We start from the raw sequence: 20,716 nt of genomic DNA on the forward strand, positions 1-20,716 counted from the left end.
TGCCGGAGCCACGGCAAAAGAAACGAAACGGCGGACGGTCAGCCAACCCATCCGCCGTTTTTCGCGCGCTGAGATCACACACGAATCGCGCTCAATCCACTTCCTTCAAGACCTCCGCGACGGTGCGGAACAACTCGTCGATCTGCGCTTCATCGATGATGAGCGGCGGCGAGAACGCCAGAATGTCGCCCGTATAACGCGTCAGCACGCCTTTCTGGAAGCAGCGCACGAACACGTCGTAAGCGCGCGCGCCCGGCGCGCCGTCGCGCGGCTGCAATTCGACGCCCCCGACGAGCCCTAGATTCCGCACGTCGATCACATGCCGCTCGCCCTTCAGCTTGTGAATCGCCGCTTCGAACACAGGCGCCATCTTTGCCGCGCGCTCGAACAGCCCTTCGCGCTCGTACAGGTCGATCGTTGCGCACGCAGCGGCCGCCGCGATCGGATGCCCCGAGTACGTATAGCCGTGGAAAAGCTCGATGCCCGCGGGCGCGCCGTTGACGATCGCATCGTGAATCCGCGCGCTCGCAGCCACGGCGCCCATCGGCGCGGCGGCATTGTTCGTGCCTTTGGCCATCGTCAGCAGATCGGGCGTCACGTTGAAGTACTGCGCGGCGAACGGCGCACCGAGACGTCCCCAGCCCGTAATCACTTCATCGAAGATCAGCAGGATGCCGTGCCTGTCGCAGATCTCGCGCAGACGCTGCAAATAGCCTTGCGGCGGAATCAGCACGCCCGTCGATCCCGCCACCGGCTCGACGATCACGGCCGCAATCGTCGATGCGTCGTGCAGCGTGACGAGCCGCTCCAGTTCGTCGGCGAGATGCGCGCCCCACGCGGGCTGTCCTTTCGAGAACGCCGCTTCCTTGATGTTGAGCGTATGCGGCAGATGATCGACGGCGGGCAGCAGCGCGCCTGAATACGCCTTGCGATTCGGCGCGATGCCACCGACGGAAATCCCGCCGAAGCCCACGCCGTGATAGCCGCGTTCGCGTCCGATCAGCCGCGTGCGCTGCCCTTCGCCCCGCGCGCGGTGATACGCGAGCGCAATCTTCAGCGCGGTATCGACGGCTTCCGATCCCGAGTTCGTGAAGAAGATGTGCTTCAGATCGCCGGGCGTGTGCTTCGCGATCCTGGTCGCGGCTTCGAACGCCTTCGGGTGGCCCATCTGGAACGTCGGCGCGAAGTCCATCTCGGCGGCCTGCGCCTGCACGGCGGCGACGATCTCGTCGCGGCAGTGTCCCGCGTTCACGCACCACAGCCCCGCCGTGCCATCGAGGATGCGCCGGCCATCGTGCGACGTGTAGTACATCCCTTTAGCGCTCGACAACAGCCTCGGCGCGCTCTTGAACTGCCGGTTCGCGGTGAACGGCATCCAGAACGCCGACATGTCGGGCGCGTCGGTGGGCGTGGCGGACGTAGGTGCCGTGGCCGAAGGTGTAGCGCGTTCGTTCATCTGCTGTCTCCTCTCAAATGAGGTCAGTTGGGTTTTCAGTGTAGGCAGGCACACGGCCATGCACAACCGGACAGCGTCTTCGCACCGGCGGCGCGCCCGCCGATATGACGAATCGCCGCCTGCGCCCCGTTGTAGCGCGGGCGCACCTGGACGAGGCGAAACGCCTTGCGTTGCACCGCTTTCGCGCTCAAAGCGCATACAGCCACACGATGCGGCGTCGTCAGCGAGCCGCATTGCAGCACGCTCAGTGTCCGTTGAAGAGCGATGCGGCGAGTTGGCATATGCCTTGCAGTATCCGGCCCTGCACGACTCTGTACACATGACTCTGCACACATAACGCAAACAGGGATCGGACACGCACTACCCGTCCGCCACTCACCACCATTCATGGCAAGGGGAAGCATATGAAACGTCGCAGTCTGCTGAAGCTCGGCTCCATGTCGGGCGCGCTCGCGCTCGCGGGCAAGGTACCTTTCGCGCGTGCGCAGTCGTCGGGCAGCGGCCCGATCAAGGTCGGCATCCTGCACTCCCTGTCGGGCACGATGGCGATCTCCGAGACGTCGCTGAAAGACACCGCGCTGATGACGATCGCCGAGATCAACGCAAGCGGCGGCGTAATGGGCCGCAAGATCGAGCCCGTCGTCGTCGATCCCGCTTCGAACTGGCCGCTCTTTGCCGAAAAGGCCCGTCAGCTGCTGACGCAGGACAAGGTCGCCTGCGTCTTCGGCTGCTGGACGTCGGTGTCGCGCAAGTCGGTGCTGCCCGTGTTCGAGGAACTGAACGGCCTGCTGTTCTACCCCGTGCAATACGAGGGCGAAGAGATGTCGCGCAACGTGTTCTATACGGGCGCCGCGCCGAATCAACAGGCGCTTCCCGCCACCGAATACCTGATGAGCGCCGAAGGCGGCGGTGCCAAACGCTTCTTTCTGCTCGGCACCGACTATGTGTATCCACGCACGACGAACAAGATCCTGCGCGCCTTCCTCAAGTCGAAGGGCGTCCAGGAGAGCGACATCCAGGAGGTCTACACGCCCTTCGGTCACAGCGACTATCAGACGATCGTCGCGAGCATCAAGACGTTCGCGCAGGGCGGCAAGACGTGCGTGATCTCGACCGTCAACGGCGACTCGAACGTGCCGTTCTACAAGGAACTCGGCAACCAGGGGCTAAAGGCAACCGACGTGCCCGTCGTCGCGTTCTCGGTCGGCGAAGAGGAGCTGCGCGGCATCGATACGAAGCCGCTCGTCGGCAACCTTGCCGCATGGAACTACTTCATGTCGGTGAAAGGCCCGAGCAACTCGAAGTTCAAGGAGCAATGGGCCGGATGGGTCAAGTCGCAAAACCTGCCGGGTGGTTCGAAGCGCGTGACGAACGATCCGATGGAAGCGACCTATGTCGGCATCCACATGTGGAAGCAGGCCGTCGAAAAGGCGAAGAGCACCGATGTCGACAAGGTGCGCGTCGCGATGATCGGCCAGAAGTTCGCGGCGCCGTCGGGCTTCACGCTCGAAATGGACGGCAACCATCATCTGCACAAGCCGGTGATGATCGGCGAAGTGCGCGCGGATGGCCAGTTCAACGTCGTGTGGAAAACGAAGACGGCCATTCGCGCGCAGCCGTGGAGCCCGTATATCGCAGGCAATCAGGGCAAGCCGGATATCGTCACGTCGATTCCCGAGTTCCTGCGCCGCCGCTCGCGCGTCGCGTGACGCGGCATGCCGGTGCGTTCAGCCTTCACGAACGCATCGGCGCACACGGCACTCGTCGTTCGATGCACGTATCGAAGCAAACGCACGGCGCAATCGCGCGATACCTCGCTTGCCGCTTTTCGCATGCGATGGCATCGCGCGCCGGATCGCTGGCCTGATTGCTGGCTTCATTCTCAAAACCATCATGGCGCATTCACTTTCCACGCTCGCCGCTCACAGTGCTGACTGGCTGCGCAACGCCCGCAAGCGCATGAGCCTGCTCGGCGCGTCATGTGCGCTGGGCGCAGCGCTCATCGCGTTCGCGCCAGCGAGCGCCCATGCGTTGACGGCCGCCGACGTCGCACCGCTGACCGGCGACGATTTCGACGCGAAGTCCGCCGCGATCGACAAGCTGATCGCGAATCACGACACGCCTTCGCTTTCGCTGCTCAAGGCGCTCTCCGAAGACAGCGTGCTCGCGACCGATTCCGGCGAAGTGCTGATTCAAGACGGCGATACCGCGCGCGACGCCGTCACGGGCAAGACCGTGGCCGCAGGCGACGCGCAATCGATCACGCTGAACAATCTGTTGCGCTCGAAAGTATCGGGCGCGCTGTCGGGCCTGCAACTCGATTCGACCGATCCCGCGAAGCGTGCCGCCGCGATTGCCGCGCTTCTGCAAAATCCCGATCCGTCGATGAAACCGCAAATCGACGCGGCGCGCGCGAAGGAAACGGACGCAAAGCTGAAACAGCGCCTCGACACGCTATGGGCGATGACGGCGCTGCACGACAGCGATGGCGCGAAGCGTTTCGAAGCGGTGAAGCTCGTCGCCGCGCGGCACGACCTGGACATGTACGAGCTGCTGCGCCCGCTCGTCGTGAAGAAACCGGACGGCACCTTCGCCGAGAGCGACGCGCGTGTGCGCGAAACGGCGCAGCAAGGCATCGATGCGCTCGATTCGATCCAGCGCCGCAGCGAGATCGCGGGGACGCTGTTCGCGGGTCTGTCGCTCGGCAGCGTGCTGCTGCTCGCGGCGCTCGGGCTTGCGATCACGTATGGTCTGATCGGCGTGATCAACATGGCGCACGGCGAGTTCTTGATGATCGGCGCTTATGCGACGTACGTCGTGCAGAATCTCGTGCAACGCTATGCACCGGGCGCGTTCGACTGGTATCCGCTGATCGCCGTGCCCGCTTCGTTCGTGGTGGCGGCGCTCGTCGGCATCGTGCTCGAACGGCTCGTGCTGAAGCATCTGTACGGACGTCCGCTCGAAACGCTGCTGACCACCTTCGGCATCAGCCTGATCCTCATTCAGGCGACGCGCATGCTGTTCGGCGCGCAGAACGTGCAGGTGCAAAATCCGTCGTGGATGAGCGGCGGCGTCACGGTGATGCAGAGCCTGATCCTGCCGTACAACCGCCTCGCGATCCTCGCGTTCTCGCTGATCGTCGTCGCGATTGCATGGGCCGTGCTGACGAAGACGCGCCTCGGTCTCTTCGTGCGCGCCGTCACGCAGAACCGCCGGATGGCCGCGTGCGTCGGCGTGAAGACCGCGTATGTCGATTCGTGCGCGTTCGCGTTCGGCGCGGGCATTGCGGGACTCGGCGGCTGCGCGCTGTCGCAGATCGGCAATGTCGGCCCGGACCTCGGGCAAAGCTACATCATCGATTCGTTCATGGCCGTCGTGCTGGGCGGTGTCGGCCAACTGGCGGGCACGGTGATCGGCGGCTTCGGGCTCGGACTCGTGAGCAAGGCGATCGAGCCGTTCTGGGGCGCGGTGCTCGCGAAGATCGCGGTGCTCGTGCTGATCGTGCTGTTCATCCAGAAGCGTCCGCAGGGCATGTTCGCCCTGAAGGGCCGCAGCGCGGAGGCATGACATGACATCCGCGACTTCATCCGCTGCCGTCAATGCGCGCAGCGCCGCGCCGTCGGTCGAACGCGAACGCCTGTTGGGCTTCGCGCTCGGCTTGCCGCCGCGCCCCGCGCTGCTGTCGCGGCGCGCGTGGCAACTGCTGATCGCGTTGATCGTCGCGGTCGGCCTCGGCGTGCCGTTCAGCGCGCTGGTGCTGCCCGAGACGAGCGCGTTCCATCTGTCCGCGTATGCGATGACGCTCGTCGGCAAGCTGATGTGCTATGCGATCGCCGCGCTCGCGCTAGATCTCGTGTGGGGCTACTGCGGCATCCTGAGCCTGGGGCACGGACTCTTCTTCGCACTCGGCGGCTACGCGATGGGGATGTACCTGATGCGCGCGATCGGCCGCGACGGCAAGTACGGCAGCGATCTGCCCGACTTCATGGTGTTCCTCGACTGGCATCGGCTGCCGTGGTACTGGGAAGGCACACAGCATCTCTGGTACGCGCTGCTGCTGGTCGTGCTGGTGCCCGCCGTGCTCGCCTGGGTGTTCGGCTTCTTCACGTTCCGCTCGCGCGTGAAGGGCGTGTATCTGTCGATCATCACGCAGGCGATGACGTTCGCCGCGATGCTGCTTTTCTACCGCAACGAAACGGGCTTCGGCGGCAACAACGGCTTCACCGATTTCAAGCGCATCGCGGGCTTCCCGATCACGCATCCCGGCACGCGCACGGCCCTCTTTCTGATGACGTTCGCGGTGCTGGTGCTGTCGTTCATCGGCGCGCGTGCGATCGTCACGTCGAAGCTCGGACGTGTCGTGACGGCCGTGCGCGATGGCGAGACGCGGCTGATGTTCCTCGGCTACAGCACGCTTGCGTACAAGCTGTTCGTGTGGACGGTATCGGCCGTGCTGTGCGGCATCGCGGGCGCGCTGTACGTGCCTCAGGTCGGCATCATCAATCCCGGCGAGATGTCGCCGGGCAACTCGATCGAAATGGCGATCTGGGTCGCCGTCGGCGGACGCGGCACGCTGATCGGACCGATTGTCGGCGCGTTCGCAGTGAATGGCGCGAAGAGCTTTTTCACGGCTTATTTCGCGGAGTACTGGCTGTTCTTTCTCGGTCTGATTTTCGTGCTGGTGCCGCTGCTGCTGCCGAACGGGATCATGGGACTGGTTGAACTCGCGACGCGCAGGAGGAACCGCCGATGAACGAAAACCCGATGGTGCCCGACCTGTCGCTACCCGAAGAGCACGACGGCCGCGCGTTGTCCGGCGTCGCATCGATGAGCCGCGCGGTGACGCCCGGCGAGATCGACGTATCGCACGGCGCGATTCTCTATCTGGAGGACGTGACAGTTTCGTTCGACGGCATCAGGGCATTGAATGAGCTGTCGCTGTCGATCGACGTCGGCGAATTGCGCTGCATCATCGGCCCGAACGGCGCGGGCAAGACGACGATGATGGACGTCGTCACGGGGAAGACTGCGCCCGATTCGGGCAAGGTGTTTCTGGGCCAGACGATCGACCTCACGCGCATGAACGAGCCGTCGATTGCGCGCGCGGGGATTGGGCGGAAGTTTCAGAAGCCGACTGTGTTCGAGCAGCATCCCGTGTGGGAGAACCTCGAACTGGCGATGAAGACCGACAAGCGCTGGCTCGCTTCGCTGCGGGCGCGTCTGGATCGGAGTGCCCAGGCGCGCATCGAGGAGACGTTGTCGCTGATTCGTCTGGAAGGTGAAGCGTTGCGGCCTGCGGGCGAGCTGTCGCATGGGCAGAAGCAGCGTCTGGAGATCGGCATGCTGCTGATGCAGCAACCGGCACTTCTTTTGCTCGATGAGCCTGCGGCTGGCATGACCGATGATGAGACCATGGAGTTGGCGTCTTTGCTCAATCACTTGCGTGGGACTTGTTCAATGATGGTCGTCGAGCATGACATGGAATTTGTAGCCGCTTTGGCCGGTGAAACCGGCAAGGTTACGGTGATGGCCGAGGGACGTGTGCTCGCGGATGGGACACTTGATGAGGTCAAGCGGGATGCGGGGGTGGTTGAGAGTTATCTTGGGCGTTAATTGTCTGCGACGGCGTTTTGGTTTTTATGGCTTGCTGCCGGCGATGTAGTTTTTGTCTGCGACGGCTTTAGTTTTGGTGTTTTTGCCTTCGCGCTGGCATCCGCGTGTGCGCCTCGCGGCGCGGGCGTTGCCCCTGTGCGGGGCGGCACCTACTTTTCTTTGCCGCCGCAAAGAAAAGTAGGCAAAAGAAAGCGGGCTAACACCGCCAGTCCTTGACCTTTACCCACGGGCTCTCAACGTCCCCGTGTTTCGTACGGCAGTGTGCTGGCGTACGTTCGTTGCCAACGCGCTCGCTAAACGCCTCACCCGCTTCATGCACGTGTGGCACGGCTAAGGGTATCGAACGTTTCAGCGCAGCATGTCGGTAGTGAATGAAGTTGTTGTGTCGTACAGGGCATCGCCCTCACTTGAGCCGCATCGCGTGGCGAGGGTTTCCCGTGCGGTGCGAATGCCTACACACAGTTTGCCGCAAAGGGGCACCGGCTATTCGATATCGCGAGCCGCGATGCGGATGCATGAAGCAGGTGAGGCGCTTGAGCAGTGCGCTGGCAACGAATGCAAGCCAGCACACTGCCCGCATGAAACACGGGGACGTTGAGAGCCCGTGGGTAAACGTCAAGTACTGGCGGTGTGAGCCCGCTTTCTTTGCTTACTTTCTTTGCGGCGGCAAAGAAAGTGAGTGCCGCCCCGCACAGGGGCAACGCCCGCGCCGCGAGGCGCACACGCGGATGCCCGCGCAGAGGCAAAAAAACAAACAGCGCCGCAGACACAAACAAAACACAAACCACACGCCGAAGGCAAAAAGGAAACCCCAAATGCTAGAAGTAGAAAACCTGAACCAGTACTACGGCGGCAGCCACGTCCTGAGAGACGTAAAACTCACAGTACCCGACGGCAAGCTCACCGTCCTGCTGGGACGAAACGGCGTCGGCAAGACCACGCTGCTGCGATGCTTGATGGGCGTAGTCCCAACAAAAACCGGCGAAATCAGATGGCGCGGCACGCCAATCACGAAACTCGCCCCGCACGCGCGCGTCGCACAAGGGCTCGCCTACGTTCCGCAAGGCAGAGACATCTTCCCGCGACTGACCGTCGAGGAAAATCTGCTGGTCGGCGCAGCCAGCAGAAAAGCCCCGAAGAAAATCCCGGACAGAATCTATAGCCTCTTCCCTGTCCTCAAAGACATGAGAGCACGACGAGGCGGCGACCTGTCCGGCGGACAGCAACAACAACTGGCCATCGGCCGCGCTCTGATGAGCGAACCAGAACTGCTGATCCTCGATGAACCGACAGAAGGCATTCAACCGTCGATCATCCAGGACATCGGAAGAACATTGCGGCAACTCGTCGAGGAAATGGGCCTGACAGTACTGCTTGTCGAGCAGTACTACGACTTCGCCAAAGCGATCGCCGACCACTACTGGGTGATGAGCCGAGGCGAAATCGTTGCGGGCGGCGAAGGCGTCGACATGGATCGCGACGGCGTGCGCAGCCTGATCGCGGTATAACGACAAAGACCGCTTAGCTGCTATTCTCGCCGCATGTCGCTGCACGAACACCACGCCACGCTCGCCACCATCGACGATCCGTCGCACGCCCAATGGCGCGCGCGGCTCGAACTCGGCTTCGTCAGACACGGCAGCCGCACGACGCTCGCCCATCGTCGACACGAAGGGCCGCTGCGGCTGCAACGTCCGCTCTATCCCGAAGGATCGTCCATCTGTCACGCGGTGATCGTGCATCCTCCCGGCGGCATCGCGGGCGGCGACCGACTCGATATCGACATACGACTCGACACGGACACTCACGCCGTGCTCACGACACCCGGCGCCAACAAGTGGTACAAGTCCAACGGACGCGCCGCGCATCAGCACATCGCGATACACGTCGCCGCGAATTCAAAGCTCGACTGGCTGCCGCAGAACAACATCGTTTTCGATCACGCAAACGCTTCGCTCGACTTCTCGCTGACGCTCGATGAAGGCGCGACCGCGCTCGGCTGGGACGCGACGCAACTCGGCAGGCAAGCGGCAGGCGAAACCTGGTCGGCGGGCCATGTGCACGCTGTATCGCGCATCGTCGGGCCTGATGGTGAACTGCTGTGGTTCGAGCGCTCAAGGCTCGCTGCCAGCGACCCGTTGCGCGATGCGCCGCAAGGGCTCGCGCGTTTCCCCGCGTTCGGCACGCTGTGGGCGATCAGCCCGCAATGCGACGACGCGCTCGCGGAATCGCTCGCCGCCCAACTGCCCTTCGACGACTCCATCCGCGCGGCCGCTTCGTGCGTGCGCCCCGGCGTGATGATCGTGCGGGGCATCGCGAGATCGATGGAAACGCTCCAGCATGCGTTGATTCGATGCTGGATGCAGTTGCGCCCCATCGTCCATCGCGTCGATGCCGTGCCGCTGCGTCTCTGGACGACCTGAGCGAATCTCTCCGACGCACCATCTTCGGGCGTCGATATGCTTTCGCGTGGTGCAGGCTCATGTGCGAAGCGCGGCAAACCGCGCGACATCCGCATGGAGTACGCATGGCATGGCCCTTGCTGCTACTGGCGCCGCGCGATGCCGTATCCGCCGGCACGCACAAGCACGCAAGCACGCTAAACGAGCCCGCTAAAGACCACACGCAAGAGACCCTCGCCATCATGATCCGAACGACCGCCCATCGCCCGCGCCGCGCGTGGCTCGCCGCCCTGCTGCTTTCGCCGCTCCTCGCGCTCGCCGCGCCCGTCGCTCATGCCGATGCGCTCGACAACATCACGAAGACCGGCGTGCTGAAGGTCGCGGTGCCCGAGGACTATCCGCCGTTCGGCTCGGTCGGCCCCGATCTGAAGCCGCAAGGCTATGACATCGACACGGCCGCGCTGCTCGCGAAATCGATGAACGTGAAGCTCGAACTGGTGCCCGTCAACAGCGCGAACCGCATTCCGTATCTGCAGACCAACAAGGTCGATCTCGTCATCTCGTCGCCAGGCAAGACGCCCGAGCGCGAGAAGGTGATCGACTTTTCGACGGCCTACGCGCCTTACTATCAGGGCGTGTTCGGTCCCGCCGACATCAAGGTGAGCGGCCCCGCCGATCTGACGGGCAAGACGGTCGGCGCGACGCGCGGCGCGCTCGAAGAGATCGCGCTCACGCAGATGGCGCCGAACGCGACGATCAAGCGCTTCGAAGACAACAACGCAACTATCTCCGCGTTCCTGTCAGGTCAGGTCCCGTTGATCGCGGCGGGCAACATCGTCGCCTCGGCGATTCTCGCGAAGAACCCGCCGCGCCGCCCGGAGCCGAAGTTCGTGATCAAGAACTCGCCGTGCTTCGTGGGCCTCAACAAGAACGAGCCACGCCTTCAGCAAAAAGTCGATGCGGCGATCGCGCAAGCGAAGCACGACGGCACGCTTGATGCGATGTCGAAGAAGTGGTTCGGCACGGCGTTGCCCGCCGACCTGTAAGCGCTGCGTTGGTTGAAGCTGGTATCGTCAAACGGCCCCTGCAATACGACGCGCTACAACCAGACACAACGAATGCGATGAAGCTGACTCCACGCGAAAGAGACAAACTCCTGATCTTCACGGCCGCGTTGCTCGCGGAGCGGCGACGCGCACGCGGCCTCAAGCTCAACTATCCGGAGACCGTCGCGTTCATCACGGCCGCGCTGATGGAAGCCGCGCGCGACGGCAAGACGGTCGCGGAAGTGATGCACTACGGCACCACGCTCCTCACGCGCGACGACGTCATGGAGGGCGTGCCCGAGATGATCCCGGACATTCAGGTCGAAGCCACCTTCCCCGACGGCACCAAGCTCGTGACCGTCCATCATCCGATTGCGTGACGAGGCGCGCTCATGATCCCAGGCGAACTGATTACCGACGACGGCGAGCACGAACTCAACGCGGGCCGCGCGACCGTCACGCTCACGGTGTCGAACACGGGCGACCGCCCCGTGCAGGTCGGCTCGCACTATCACTTCTACGAGGTGAACGACGCGCTGTCGTTCGACCGGGAAGCCGCGCGCGGCTTTCGTCTGAACATCGCGGCGGGCACGGCCGTGCGCTTCGAGCCGGGCCAGGAGCGCACCGTCGAACTGGTCGCGCTGGCGGGCGATCGCGTCGTCTATGGCTTCAACGGCAAGGTGATGGGCAAGCTTTGATTCGCGCGCCGCTGATGCATGCGCCACCGCGAAAACATTCGGGAACCTCATAACATGACACTACGCATTGGCCGCCGCGCCTACGCGGAAATGTTCGGCCCCACGACGGGCGATCGCGTGCGTCTCGCGGATACGGACCTGCTAATCGAAGTCGAACGCGATTACACGATCTACGGCGAAGAGGTTAAGTTCGGCGGCGGCAAGGTGATTCGCGACGGCATGGGCCAGTCGCAACGCGTCGCGGCGGATGTCGTCGATACCGTCGTCACGAATGCGCTGATTCTCGATCACTGGGGCATCGTGAAGGCCGATATCGGCATCAAGGGCGGCCGCATCGTTGCAATCGGCAAGGCGGGTAATCCCGACATTCAACCGGGCGTGACGATCGCGATCGGCGCGGCGACGGAAGTGATCGCGGGCGAAGGGATGATCGTGACGGCGGGCGGCATCGATACGCACATTCACTTCATCAGCCCGCAACAGATCGACGAAGCGCTCGCGAGCGGCGTGACGACGATGCTCGGCGGCGGCACGGGCCCCGCGACGGGCACGAACGCGACGACCTGCACGCCGGGTCCGTGGCACATCGAGCGCATGCTGCAGGCCGCCGACGGCTATCCGATGAATCTCGGCTTTCTCGGCAAGGGCAACGTGAGCACGCCTGCGCCCGCGCTCGAGCAGATCGCAGCGGGCGCGATCGGCCTGAAGCTGCACGAAGACTGGGGCACGACGCCCGCGGCGATCGACAATTGCCTGTCGGTGGCCGACGACACCGACACGCAGGTCGCGATCCACACCGACACGCTGAACGAAGCGGGCTTCGTCGAAGCGACGGTCGCCGCGTTCAAGGGCCGCACGATCCATACGTATCACACGGAAGGCGCGGGCGGCGGCCACGCGCCCGACATCATCAAGGTCTGCGGCGAGGCGAACGTGCTGCCGTCGTCGACGAATCCGACCCGCCCGTACACCGTCAACACGCTCGACGAACATCTCGACATGCTGATGGTCTGTCATCACCTCGATCCGTCGATTGCGGAAGACATCGCGTTCGCCGAATCGCGCATCCGCCGCGAGACGATTGCAGCGGAGGACATTCTTCACGATCTCGGCGCGCTGTCGATGCTCTCTTCCGATTCGCAAGCAATGGGACGTGTCGGCGAAGTGATCATCCGCACGTGGCAGACCGCGCACAAGATGAAGGTGCAGCGCGGCACGCTGCCCGAGGACAACGCGCGCAACGACAACTTCCGCGCAAAGCGCTATGTCGCGAAGTACACGATCAACCCGGCGCTCACGCATGGCATCGCGCATGAACTCGGTTCGATCGAGCCGGGCAAATGGGCCGACATCGTGTTGTGGGAGCCCGCGTTCTTCGGCATCAAGCCCGCGCTTATCCTGAAGGGCGGCATGATCGCGATGGCGCAGATGGGCGACCCGAACGCGTCGATTCCGACGCCGCAGCCCGTGCATTATCGCGAGATGTTCGGCACGCGCGGCGGCGCATTGGCGCGCACGTCGCTGACGTTCGTATCGCAGATGGCGCTCGATGCGGACATCGCCGGGCGCTATGGCCTTGGCAAGCGTATCGTTGCAGTGAGGAACTGCCGCAATGTGACGAAGGCGCACATGATCCACAACGCGTGGCAACCGTCGATCAGCGTCGATCCCGAGACGTATCAGGTGATCGCCGACGGACAGTTGCTCACCTGTGAGCCCGCAAAAGTCCTGCCGATGGCGCAACGCTATTTCCTGTTCTGACATGCGAACGATCGACAAGCTGCTGGGCGCCCATATCAAGCTCGCGCCCGTCCTCATCGAGCGCGCGTCGACGCTGACGCTCGCATTCGACGCGCGCTGCAAGAGCCGTCTTGCCGCCACGCTCGACGACGGCGAAGAAGTCGCGCTGGTGCTGCCGCGCGGCACGGTGCTGCGCGACGGCGATGTGCTCGTCGCCGACGATGGCGCGCTCGTGCGCGTCGTCGCGGCCGCCGATTCCGTGCTGATCGTGCGCGCCCCCGATGTGCTGACGCTGACGCGCGCCGCGTATCACCTCGGCAACCGGCATACGCCCGTCGAAGTGGGCACGGATTATCTGAAGCTCGAATACGATTCCGTGCTCGCCGATATGCTGAAGCGTCTGGGCGCATCCGTCGATTGTGTCGAGATGCCGTTTCAGCCGGAAACGGGCGCGTATGGCGGCGGTCATCGGCACGGTCACGACGAGACGTTCGCCGAAGACTATGCGATCGCACAGCAGGTGTATGGCGAGCATCACGGTCATGAGCATGCACATTCGGATTCGCGCGATCACGGTCATGAGCACGATCACGGCGATTGCGGTTCGTCGTCGTGCAGTCACGATCATGGCCATCATCATGCGCATCGCTGAACTGACCGCGCTGTTGCATCTCGCGTCGCCGGCATTGCCGATCGGCGCGTTCAGCTATTCGCAAGGGCTCGAAGCGGCGATCGAAGCAGGACTCATCACGGACGCCGACAGCGCATGCGCGTGGATCGAAAGCGGCCTTTCGAACGTGCTCGCGCACGGCGAACTGCCGTTTCTCGCGCATCAGATCGAACGCTGGCGCGCGCATGATGCCGCTGCTTTGACGGCGAGCAATCACGAATTCCTCGCGAGCCGTGAATCGGCGGAGTTGCGTCGCGAGACGGAGCAGATGGGGTGGTCGCTGCGGCAGTTGTGCGCGTCGCTCGAATGGGGGGACGACGAACGCCGCGCGACGCTCTCATCGATCGCGCCGATTGCGCAGCCGACGGCATTTGCGTTCGCCGCCTTCGCCCACGATGCCGCCACGGACGCCGCGCTCGCCGCCTATGCGTTCAGCTGGGTCGAGAACCAGGCGGCGGCCGCGCTGAAGGCCGTGCCGCTCGGACAGATCGCGGGACAGCGCATCATCGTCGCGCTGCGCGAGCCGATCGACGTGGCCGTCAAGGAGGCGCTCGCCACTTCGCCCAACGAGATCAATACGTTCGCGCCGCAGCTCGGCATTCTGTCGGCGCGTCACGAGTCGCAGTATTCGCGGCTCTTCCGCTCATAGCCTTTCGGTTTCGCTCAATCGAATCATGAACGCACCTCATTCGATGCATCGCACGAAGAAATTGCCGCCGCTGCGCGTGGGCGTGGGCGGCCCTGTCGGTTCGGGCAAGACGACGCTGCTCGAAATGCTCTGCAAGGCGATGCGCGACAAGTACGATCTCGTCGCGATCACGAACGACATTTACACGAAGGAAGACCAGCGTCTGCTGACGGTGGCGGGCGCGCTGCCCGCCGAGCGCATCATGGGCGTGGAGACGGGCGGCTGTCCGCACACGGCGATTCGCGAGGACGCGTCGATCAATCTCGAAGCCGTCGACCGCATGCTGACGCGCTTTCCCGATGCGGACATCGTGTTCATCGAATCGGGCGGCGACAATCTGGCCGCGACGTTCAGCCCGGAGCTGTCCGACCTGACGATCTACGTGATTGACGTCGCGGGCGGCGAGAAGATTCCGCGCAAGGGCGGGCCAGGGATCACGAAGTCGGACCTGCTCGTGATCAACAAGACGGACCTCGCGCCGATGGTCGGTGCGAATCTCGACGTGATGGCGTCGGATGCGAAGAAGATGCGCGGCGAGCGGCCGTTCGTGATGTGCAATCTGAAGGCGCTTGAGGGGTTGGATCAGGTGATTGCGTTTGTTGAGAAAAAGGGGTTGTTGGGGGTGTGAGTTTTTGCGTCTGCGACGCTGTTTTTGATTTATTTGCCTTTTTTCTGGCATCCGCGTGTGCGTAGCAATTGCGGCCACCGCGAAAAGCACTCTAACCCTGGAGAGGAGTCATAGCCGCCGCTCACACTTGTGACTGTCGAAACAGCAATCAACTACTTCTTTCTTGCCGCGTCAGGTCTGACGTGCGGGTGCTGCAAAAATTTGTTCATGTAAGGGGTAAGACCTATCATTGGTTTCGGTAGACCAACGCCGGTTTCCCTCATAGCGCGCTTCCTACCCGTGGTGGGTCGCCTGCGAACGCAGGTCCTTCAATGAGTCGACTCGTCGTTCAGTCGAAAGCGGGAGGACGAGATGGTGCGCATCACAAGAAATTCGACCGATCAAATCCAGCGTCTGCTGGGCCTCGCGATATTGCTGGTGTCCGTGATCTTCGAAGTAGCGCTTGCGACTACTCCCGTGAAAGCGGAGGCGCAGGTCGTGTCTGGTCCCGGTCCGACGATATCATGCAAGCCTCCTTTTATTACTCGACCGCAGCCAACGCTTCCCAAAGGCTTTACCGAACAGATTCTCTTCAGCGGCTGCCTGAACCAGCCGACAGCGCTGAGCTTCAGTGCAGACATGACGCTCGCGTTCGTTGCTGAAAAGGGTGGCAAGGTCTGGAGATGCGATCTATCTGCGTCAACGTGCACGCAATTGGCCGACCTCAGCAGTGAAATCTGCAACGACGCGGACCGAGGGCTTCTCGGGCTTGCGATCGACCCGATGAACGCACAAAACGTCTACGTGCTTTATACGACGCCTTCCCCCGGGGCGGCATGTACCGGAAACGTTGTTACAGGCGGGCAGCTTTCCCGCTTGTCGCCGATAAACGGGACGGTGACCGAGACCAAAATCCTTCCCTCCAGCACGGCCTCCAGTCAGCCTTGGTGCTTTTTCTACACGTCTCATAGTATTGGCGGGTTGGCTTTTGCCTCTGACAATACAACGCTGTATGTCAGCGCGGGCGATGGCGCCAGCTTCGATACGGTCGACTACGGTCAACTGGATACCGCTTGCGGTGATGGCACGAACCTCCCGCAGGGTGCGTTTCGCAGTCAGCAACTGAATTCGCCACCTTACATTGATGGAGTCGTTCTCGCCGTCACGAATTTGAGCGCTGCCACTCCGAGCATAGCAGTGGTGGCAAAAGGGTTGCGCAATCCTTTCCGGTTTGCGGTCAATCCCGTCAACCACGATTTGTACATTGGCAATGTAGGCTGGAACGCGTGGGAGTCTATCGATCATCTGAGCAATGCCGGGCAAAACTTTGGCTGGCCGTGCTTCGAAGGATGGGACCCGGGGACGGGCGCGGCGGCACCACAGCCGGATTATCAGAACCCGGCGAGAACGGGGAACACAAGCTACTGTACGAACATCAGCTCGTCTGCACCGTTTTTCGCGTATGCGCATGGAAGTTATGTCACGCCAGCCGACAGCAAGGCGAAGACATGTGGCGGCAGGCCGTCGGGCGGCGGCCCGGATCAGAACGGCAGTGTCATATCGGCCATCGGGTTCACGGATAACAGCAGCACGACCTATCCGGCCATCTATAAAAACGCGCTGTACTTCGGCGATTACCTGCGCAAATGCATCTGGATGATTCAGATGCCGCCGCCGAACAATACGTCCCTGCCACAGGCACAAGCGTTTGCCAAAGGCCTTCAGGGCGGCGCGGTGGACTTGAAGGGCGGTCCGAATGGCGATCTGTTTTACGTGGATCTGGTCACGAGCACCATTCGCCGAATCACGCATCAGTAGTTCGCGGGTACCGGGAAAACCTCAGGTGGAGCAAGTATCCATATCCTTGCGGAAGGACGCGTACACGAAGCCGGCGCGGAGATCGATTGACAGCCATCGAACATCGCGCCGGCAACCCATATCTCGCCGTGGTGCTGGACGTGTTCAGTCGGCGCATCGTCCGCTGGGCGAATGATGGTAGCGAGTGATGCGACCTTGCCCGCGAAAGGCAAAAGTGAACCCAAACAAATCTATGGTCAGCCCGTCTTTCGCAAGCGAGTCGGTGTTGACGTAAATGGGGCATGCGCAAATCTATCCGGGGGTCGTGATGGAAACCCGCTCCCGCCCCGTGATGAGAGCCGCGCCCGAGGCGCCCCCTCAGCGGCAGCACTACTCCGGCAACAACGAAGTCAACACCTTGACCGTCCGCGCAGTCGCGCCGCGATGTCTCGCAGCAAACGCCGATGCCGCCGCGCCCATCGCCGCGCGGCGCGGCTTGTCGCCGAACAGTTCGCGCAGCACGCGCGCAAGACCGGCGGGATCGTCGACCTGCACGCACGCGCCCGCCGCAACGGCATCGGCGGTCGCCTGCGTGAAGTTGAATACGTGCGGCCCGATCAGCACGGGCACGCCGACGCCGCAAGCCTCGATCAGATTCTGCCCGCCCAGCGGCAACAGGCTGCCGCCGATGAACGCCACATCCGACGCCGCATAGTAAGCGCCCAGCTCGCCCATCGAATCGCCGAGCAGCACCTTCACGTCGCGCGGCAACTCTTTCGCGGCGCCCTGGCCCGCTGCCACGGCGCCCGCAGGCGCCCACTCTGAACGGCGCACGCAACGCAAGCCTTTCTTCTCGACCAGCGCCGCCACTTCGTTGAAGCGCTGCGGATGACGCGGCACGAGGACCAGCAACGCATCGTCGACACCGAGCGCATCGAGCGCCTGCAACACCAGTTCCTCTTCGCCCTCGCGCGTGCTCGCCGCGACCCACACGGGACGCGTGCCGATCGCCGCGCGCCACGCATGTCCGCGCGCCGCGAGTTCGGGCGGCGTGTTCATGTCGAACTTCAGATTGCCGAGCACGGCCACGTTGCGCGCGCCTAAAGCGGAAAGCCGCGTCGCATCCGACGGACTCTGCGCGAGCACGCGCGCGAAGCCGCCGAATACGCCGCGCGTCGCGTTGCCGAACTTCGCCGCGCGCCGGTACGAGCGCTCCGACATGCGCGCGTTCGTCAGCACGAGCGGCACGTCAGCGCGACGGCATTCGTCGATCAGCGTCGGCCAGACTTCCGTTTCCATCACGAGCCCGACAGAGGGCCGCCAGGCCTTCAGAAAACGCCGCACGGCATGCGGCATGTCATACGGCAGATAGCAGCGCAGCACGCGGTCGCCGAAGATCTGCACGCCCGTCGCGCGGCCGCTCGGCGTCATGTGCGTGAGCAGGATGCGCGCATCGGGCCGCGCCTTGATGAGCGCGTCGATCAGCGGCTGCGCCGCGCGCGTCTCGCCCACCGACACGGCATGCACCCAGATCACCGGCGTATCGTCCTCGGGCACGCGGCCGCGCGCATAGCCGAAGCGCTCGCCGATATGCTCGCGATAGCCGCGCTCCTTGCGCGAGCGGATGAAGAGCCGCAACACCGCCAGCGGCGCGATCAGCCACCACAGCGCGTTATAGACGACCCTCAGCATCGGGCTTCCACGCGCGGCGTCGCGGGCGGCATCGCGGGCGGCACAAGCGCGGCCGCGCACGTGGCGCCCGGCATCGGACGGACGGGTGCGAGCGCGCCGTTCAAACCAGCGCCCTGCCTTTCAGGCGTTCGAGAATGCCGAGCGGCGCGCACTCCGGCTGCGCCATCGACTTGACGGGCAAGAAGAATGTCTGCTCCATCATGAACTGGCCGGACATGACCGCATGCGACGTCTGGTCCGAGAAGCACACCCACACGCTGCCGGGCGGAAACGGCATCGTCTCTTGCGGCGACGACTTCTGATAGTCGAGATCGGCTTTCATCCCGTCGTGCAGGTTCAGCATCAGATGGTCGTACTCGCTGCGCGGCGACTTCGTCACGTGCACCAGATTCAGCAGCCATGCGGAGCCCGGCATCTGCGGCCTGATGCGCGGCAGGAAGCGCTTTGCCATGTCCTCGAAGGGCTCGCCGACGCGCCACACGCGCGGCGTGCCGTTCGGATTGACGTTCGTGAACACGCGCAGGATGCGCTCACCATAGTTGGGACGCGACGGGAACGCATCGACGTGCAGGCGGCTGTCGTCCTTGCGCCACGACGTCTGACGCGTCTCCACCTGATGCAGGCGCAGGCTCGTCGGCGCGACGCGCAGCTTGCCGATGTACTCGGGAAAGAGTCCGTCGACGAGCGTTCGCGCATTCGACTGATAGCGCGCAATCAGCGCGCGCACGGCGGACTGCGTGACAGAATCGCCGAGCACGCCATGCAGCGCGCCGCCGTTCGGTTCGAGGCTGATGTTCTTGCGCTTCGGATCGGCGAGCGCGGGATCGAGCAACGCACGCTCGCCGCCGTCGATCGCAAAAGCGAGGTTCGGGAAATACAGCACCTTGCCGCGCTCGACGCCGGCGAGCAGCGTCTCGCGCGGCACCGACAGGCTCTTGCCGTGCCAGTCGGCGCTTGCTACTTCGATGATCTGGGATTCGTTCATGATCGCCTTTTCAAAGCGGATGGAACCGGGCGGGCGCAACGGCTAGCCACCGGGGCCGCGCCATGTGTCCATGCCCTTCCTGCTGCGCATCGCGGCATCCGGCCACCGTGCGGGATACACCCATGGGACGCACGCACGGGACGCACACGCGGGATGCAGGATGCGCCAACGGATACGGCACGCGGCCACCCTGCATCGCCGCGCCGCATCAGAGCAGGCCGAACCCGGCCAGCGCGGATTTCACCTGCTGCAGCGTCGGCGGCTGGCCCGCCGTGCCGAGATTCACGACGTTCGGCGACCAGTAGCCGCCCGTACGCCATGAAGTGGCGAAATTGTACAACTCGACCGTCGGCCGCTTCAGCGCGGCTGCAATGTGAACGAGACCTGTATCAACCCCGACCGTCGCCGCGGCGCCCTCGATCAGACCGACCACGGCCGGCAGCGACAGTTTCGGCGGCACGATCGCGGCCGCGCCGAATTCTTTCGCGAGACGCTCGCTCGTCGCGCGCTCGTCGTCGCTGCCCCACGGCAATACGATCGACGCGCCGCGCCGCACCAGCGACTGCCCGAGCTCGATCCACGCGGCATCGGGCCACTGCTTGTCGGCGCGCGACGTCGCGTGGACGAACACCACATACGGCACGGGCAGATTCAGTTGCGCCTCGGAGAGCGCTAGCGCCGCGCGGCGCGTGTCGATGCCGAAGTCGATCTCGTCGGTGGGCTGCGGCGCGGGGTCGCCGAGCGCCGCGGCCACCAGCTGGCGCGTGCGTTCGACGACATGCGTGCGCGGCTCGATGGGCACGCGCCGGTCGTAGAAAAAGCGCACGGGCCACTCGAAGCCCGCGCCGTCCGTGCGATTGCCCAGGCCGACCAGCGGCCCGCGCGCCATCTTCGCAACCCACGCGGTCTTGATGAGCCCCTGGCAGTCGATCACGAGATCGTAGTTTTCGGCGGCGAGCGCGCGGCGGAATGCGCCGATCTCGCGCCAGTTGTTCACGGAGAGAATGCGCTTGCGCCAGCGCCGCAGCGATACCGGGATCGCGCGCCGCACGCCGTGCACCAGCTCCACGAGCTTGACGAAGCTCTCTTCGACGAGCCAGTCGATCTGCGCGTCAGGATGGCGGCGGCGAATGTCGGCGATGACGGGCATGTTGTGAACGACGTCGCCCAGCGACGACACTCTCACGATCAGTATCTTTTGCGCGCTCAAGAAAGGGAGAACGCCGGCTGATCCGACGTCAGGATGCATGGAAAGGACGCAATTTTAGCGCGCCCGACGCAAATAACATGAAAAAACGCGGCGCGGTAAGCATACCTTGCGC

The 20,716-nt window shown here is 63.7% G+C and carries 18 protein-coding genes; 14 read left to right on the top strand and 4 right to left on the bottom strand.

Annotated features, from left to right (window positions below; genetic code table 11):
* Positions 1-91: 91 nt before the first annotated feature.
* On the bottom strand, positions 92-1,456 hold the full coding sequence (locus tag VSR68_RS36800; RefSeq protein ID WP_342944446.1) for an aspartate aminotransferase family protein: 1,365 nt from the start codon (positions 1,454-1,456) through the stop codon (positions 92-94).
* Positions 1,457-1,860: 404 nt separating this feature from the next.
* On the opposite strand from VSR68_RS36800, the gene urtA reads away from it, so the two are divergent.
* The 14 genes from urtA to VSR68_RS36870 all read left to right on the top strand — a co-directional run bounded on the left by urtA (position 1,861) and on the right by VSR68_RS36870 (position 16,738).
* Complete coding sequence (gene urtA, locus VSR68_RS36805) at positions 1,861-3,165, top strand: urea ABC transporter substrate-binding protein (protein WP_342944447.1); 1,305 nt, start codon at positions 1,861-1,863, stop codon at positions 3,163-3,165.
* Between the two features lie 184 nt (positions 3,166-3,349).
* Positions 3,350-5,023, top strand: a complete 1,674-nt coding sequence (gene urtB, locus VSR68_RS36810) for an urea ABC transporter permease subunit UrtB (RefSeq protein WP_342944448.1) — start codon at positions 3,350-3,352, stop codon at positions 5,021-5,023.
* A gap of 1 nt (position 5,024) precedes the next feature.
* On the top strand, positions 5,025-6,209 hold the full coding sequence (gene urtC / locus VSR68_RS36815) for an urea ABC transporter permease subunit UrtC (RefSeq protein WP_342944449.1): 1,185 nt from the start codon (positions 5,025-5,027) through the stop codon (positions 6,207-6,209).
* Positions 6,206-7,069 carry an urea ABC transporter ATP-binding protein UrtD gene (urtD, locus tag VSR68_RS36820; RefSeq protein ID WP_342944450.1) on the top strand — a complete coding sequence of 288 codons (864 nt, stop codon included), beginning with the start codon at positions 6,206-6,208 and terminating at the stop codon, positions 7,067-7,069. Before urtC ends, urtD begins: the two co-directional genes overlap by 4 nt.
* Before the next feature lie 815 nt (positions 7,070-7,884).
* A complete protein-coding gene (gene urtE / locus VSR68_RS36825; RefSeq protein WP_342944451.1) occupies positions 7,885-8,577 on the top strand; it encodes an urea ABC transporter ATP-binding subunit UrtE in 693 nt (230 codons plus the stop codon).
* A gap of 33 nt (positions 8,578-8,610) precedes the next feature.
* Positions 8,611-9,492, top strand: coding sequence for an urease accessory protein UreD (locus VSR68_RS36830; protein WP_342944452.1), 882 nt, complete (start codon positions 8,611-8,613; stop codon positions 9,490-9,492).
* 221 nt (positions 9,493-9,713) lie between these two features.
* Positions 9,714-10,517: a transporter substrate-binding domain-containing protein gene (locus tag VSR68_RS36835; RefSeq protein ID WP_342944496.1), complete on the top strand. Its 804-nt coding sequence runs from the start codon at positions 9,714-9,716 to the stop codon at positions 10,515-10,517.
* 77 nt (positions 10,518-10,594) lie between these two features.
* Positions 10,595-10,897 (top strand): urease subunit gamma, encoded by a 303-nt coding sequence (gene ureA, locus VSR68_RS36840; protein ID WP_090864636.1) that lies wholly within the window; start codon positions 10,595-10,597, stop codon positions 10,895-10,897.
* 12 nt (positions 10,898-10,909) lie between these two features.
* Positions 10,910-11,215 (top strand): urease subunit beta, encoded by a 306-nt coding sequence (locus VSR68_RS36845; RefSeq protein ID WP_342944453.1) that lies wholly within the window; start codon positions 10,910-10,912, stop codon positions 11,213-11,215.
* 54 nt (positions 11,216-11,269) lie between these two features.
* Positions 11,270-12,976 carry an urease subunit alpha gene (ureC, locus tag VSR68_RS36850; protein ID WP_342944454.1) on the top strand — a complete coding sequence of 569 codons (1,707 nt, stop codon included), beginning with the start codon at positions 11,270-11,272 and terminating at the stop codon, positions 12,974-12,976.
* 1 nt (position 12,977) lies between these two features.
* Positions 12,978-13,607 carry an urease accessory protein UreE gene (ureE, locus tag VSR68_RS36855; RefSeq protein ID WP_342944455.1) on the top strand — a complete coding sequence of 210 codons (630 nt, stop codon included), beginning with the start codon at positions 12,978-12,980 and terminating at the stop codon, positions 13,605-13,607.
* Complete coding sequence (locus VSR68_RS36860) at positions 13,594-14,274, top strand: urease accessory protein UreF (RefSeq protein ID WP_342944497.1); 681 nt, start codon at positions 13,594-13,596, stop codon at positions 14,272-14,274. Before ureE ends, VSR68_RS36860 begins: the two co-directional genes overlap by 14 nt.
* Positions 14,275-14,299: 25 nt before the next feature.
* Positions 14,300-14,941, top strand: coding sequence for an urease accessory protein UreG (ureG, locus tag VSR68_RS36865; protein ID WP_342944456.1), 642 nt, complete (start codon positions 14,300-14,302; stop codon positions 14,939-14,941).
* 351 nt (positions 14,942-15,292) lie between these two features.
* Complete coding sequence (locus VSR68_RS36870) at positions 15,293-16,738, top strand: PQQ-dependent sugar dehydrogenase (RefSeq protein ID WP_342944457.1); 1,446 nt, start codon at positions 15,293-15,295, stop codon at positions 16,736-16,738.
* 369 nt (positions 16,739-17,107) lie between these two features.
* Here VSR68_RS36870 and waaA read toward each other — a convergent pair whose 3' ends face one another.
* From waaA to waaC, 3 genes are all read right to left on the bottom strand, one after another.
* Complete coding sequence (gene waaA, locus VSR68_RS36875) at positions 17,108-18,409, bottom strand: lipid IV(A) 3-deoxy-D-manno-octulosonic acid transferase (protein ID WP_342944458.1); 1,302 nt, start codon at positions 18,407-18,409, stop codon at positions 17,108-17,110.
* 100 nt (positions 18,410-18,509) lie between these two features.
* Complete coding sequence (locus VSR68_RS36880) at positions 18,510-19,394, bottom strand: Kdo hydroxylase family protein (RefSeq protein ID WP_342944459.1); 885 nt, start codon at positions 19,392-19,394, stop codon at positions 18,510-18,512.
* 208 nt (positions 19,395-19,602) lie between these two features.
* Positions 19,603-20,643 carry a lipopolysaccharide heptosyltransferase I gene (waaC, locus tag VSR68_RS36885; protein WP_342944460.1) on the bottom strand — a complete coding sequence of 347 codons (1,041 nt, stop codon included), beginning with the start codon at positions 20,641-20,643 and terminating at the stop codon, positions 19,603-19,605.
* Positions 20,644-20,716: the final 73 nt, after the last annotated feature.

It is taken from the genome of Paraburkholderia phymatum, from assembly GCF_038900715.1.
Taxonomy (GTDB): domain Bacteria; phylum Pseudomonadota; class Gammaproteobacteria; order Burkholderiales; family Burkholderiaceae; genus Paraburkholderia; species Paraburkholderia phymatum_A.

Coding starts and splice junctions, on each gene's coding strand:
- VSR68_RS36800 (WP_342944446.1), bottom strand. CDS start 1,456: ATGAACGAACGCGCTACACCTTCGGCCACGGCACCTACGTCCGCCACG.
- urtA (WP_342944447.1), top strand. CDS start 1,861: ATGAAACGTCGCAGTCTGCTGAAGCTCGGCTCCATGTCGGGCGCGCTC.
- urtB (WP_342944448.1), top strand. CDS start 3,350: ATGGCGCATTCACTTTCCACGCTCGCCGCTCACAGTGCTGACTGGCTG.
- urtC (WP_342944449.1), top strand. CDS start 5,025: ATGACATCCGCGACTTCATCCGCTGCCGTCAATGCGCGCAGCGCCGCG.
- urtD (WP_342944450.1), top strand. CDS start 6,206: ATGAACGAAAACCCGATGGTGCCCGACCTGTCGCTACCCGAAGAGCAC.
- urtE (WP_342944451.1), top strand. CDS start 7,885: ATGCTAGAAGTAGAAAACCTGAACCAGTACTACGGCGGCAGCCACGTC.
- VSR68_RS36830 (WP_342944452.1), top strand. CDS start 8,611: ATGTCGCTGCACGAACACCACGCCACGCTCGCCACCATCGACGATCCG.
- VSR68_RS36835 (WP_342944496.1), top strand. CDS start 9,714: ATGATCCGAACGACCGCCCATCGCCCGCGCCGCGCGTGGCTCGCCGCC.
- ureA (WP_090864636.1), top strand. CDS start 10,595: ATGAAGCTGACTCCACGCGAAAGAGACAAACTCCTGATCTTCACGGCC.
- VSR68_RS36845 (WP_342944453.1), top strand. CDS start 10,910: ATGATCCCAGGCGAACTGATTACCGACGACGGCGAGCACGAACTCAAC.
- ureC (WP_342944454.1), top strand. CDS start 11,270: ATGACACTACGCATTGGCCGCCGCGCCTACGCGGAAATGTTCGGCCCC.
- ureE (WP_342944455.1), top strand. CDS start 12,978: ATGCGAACGATCGACAAGCTGCTGGGCGCCCATATCAAGCTCGCGCCC.
- VSR68_RS36860 (WP_342944497.1), top strand. CDS start 13,594: ATGCGCATCGCTGAACTGACCGCGCTGTTGCATCTCGCGTCGCCGGCA.
- ureG (WP_342944456.1), top strand. CDS start 14,300: ATGAACGCACCTCATTCGATGCATCGCACGAAGAAATTGCCGCCGCTG.
- VSR68_RS36870 (WP_342944457.1), top strand. CDS start 15,293: ATGGTGCGCATCACAAGAAATTCGACCGATCAAATCCAGCGTCTGCTG.
- waaA (WP_342944458.1), bottom strand. CDS start 18,409: ATGCTGAGGGTCGTCTATAACGCGCTGTGGTGGCTGATCGCGCCGCTG.
- VSR68_RS36880 (WP_342944459.1), bottom strand. CDS start 19,394: ATGAACGAATCCCAGATCATCGAAGTAGCAAGCGCCGACTGGCACGGC.
- waaC (WP_342944460.1), bottom strand. CDS start 20,643: ATGCATCCTGACGTCGGATCAGCCGGCGTTCTCCCTTTCTTGAGCGCG.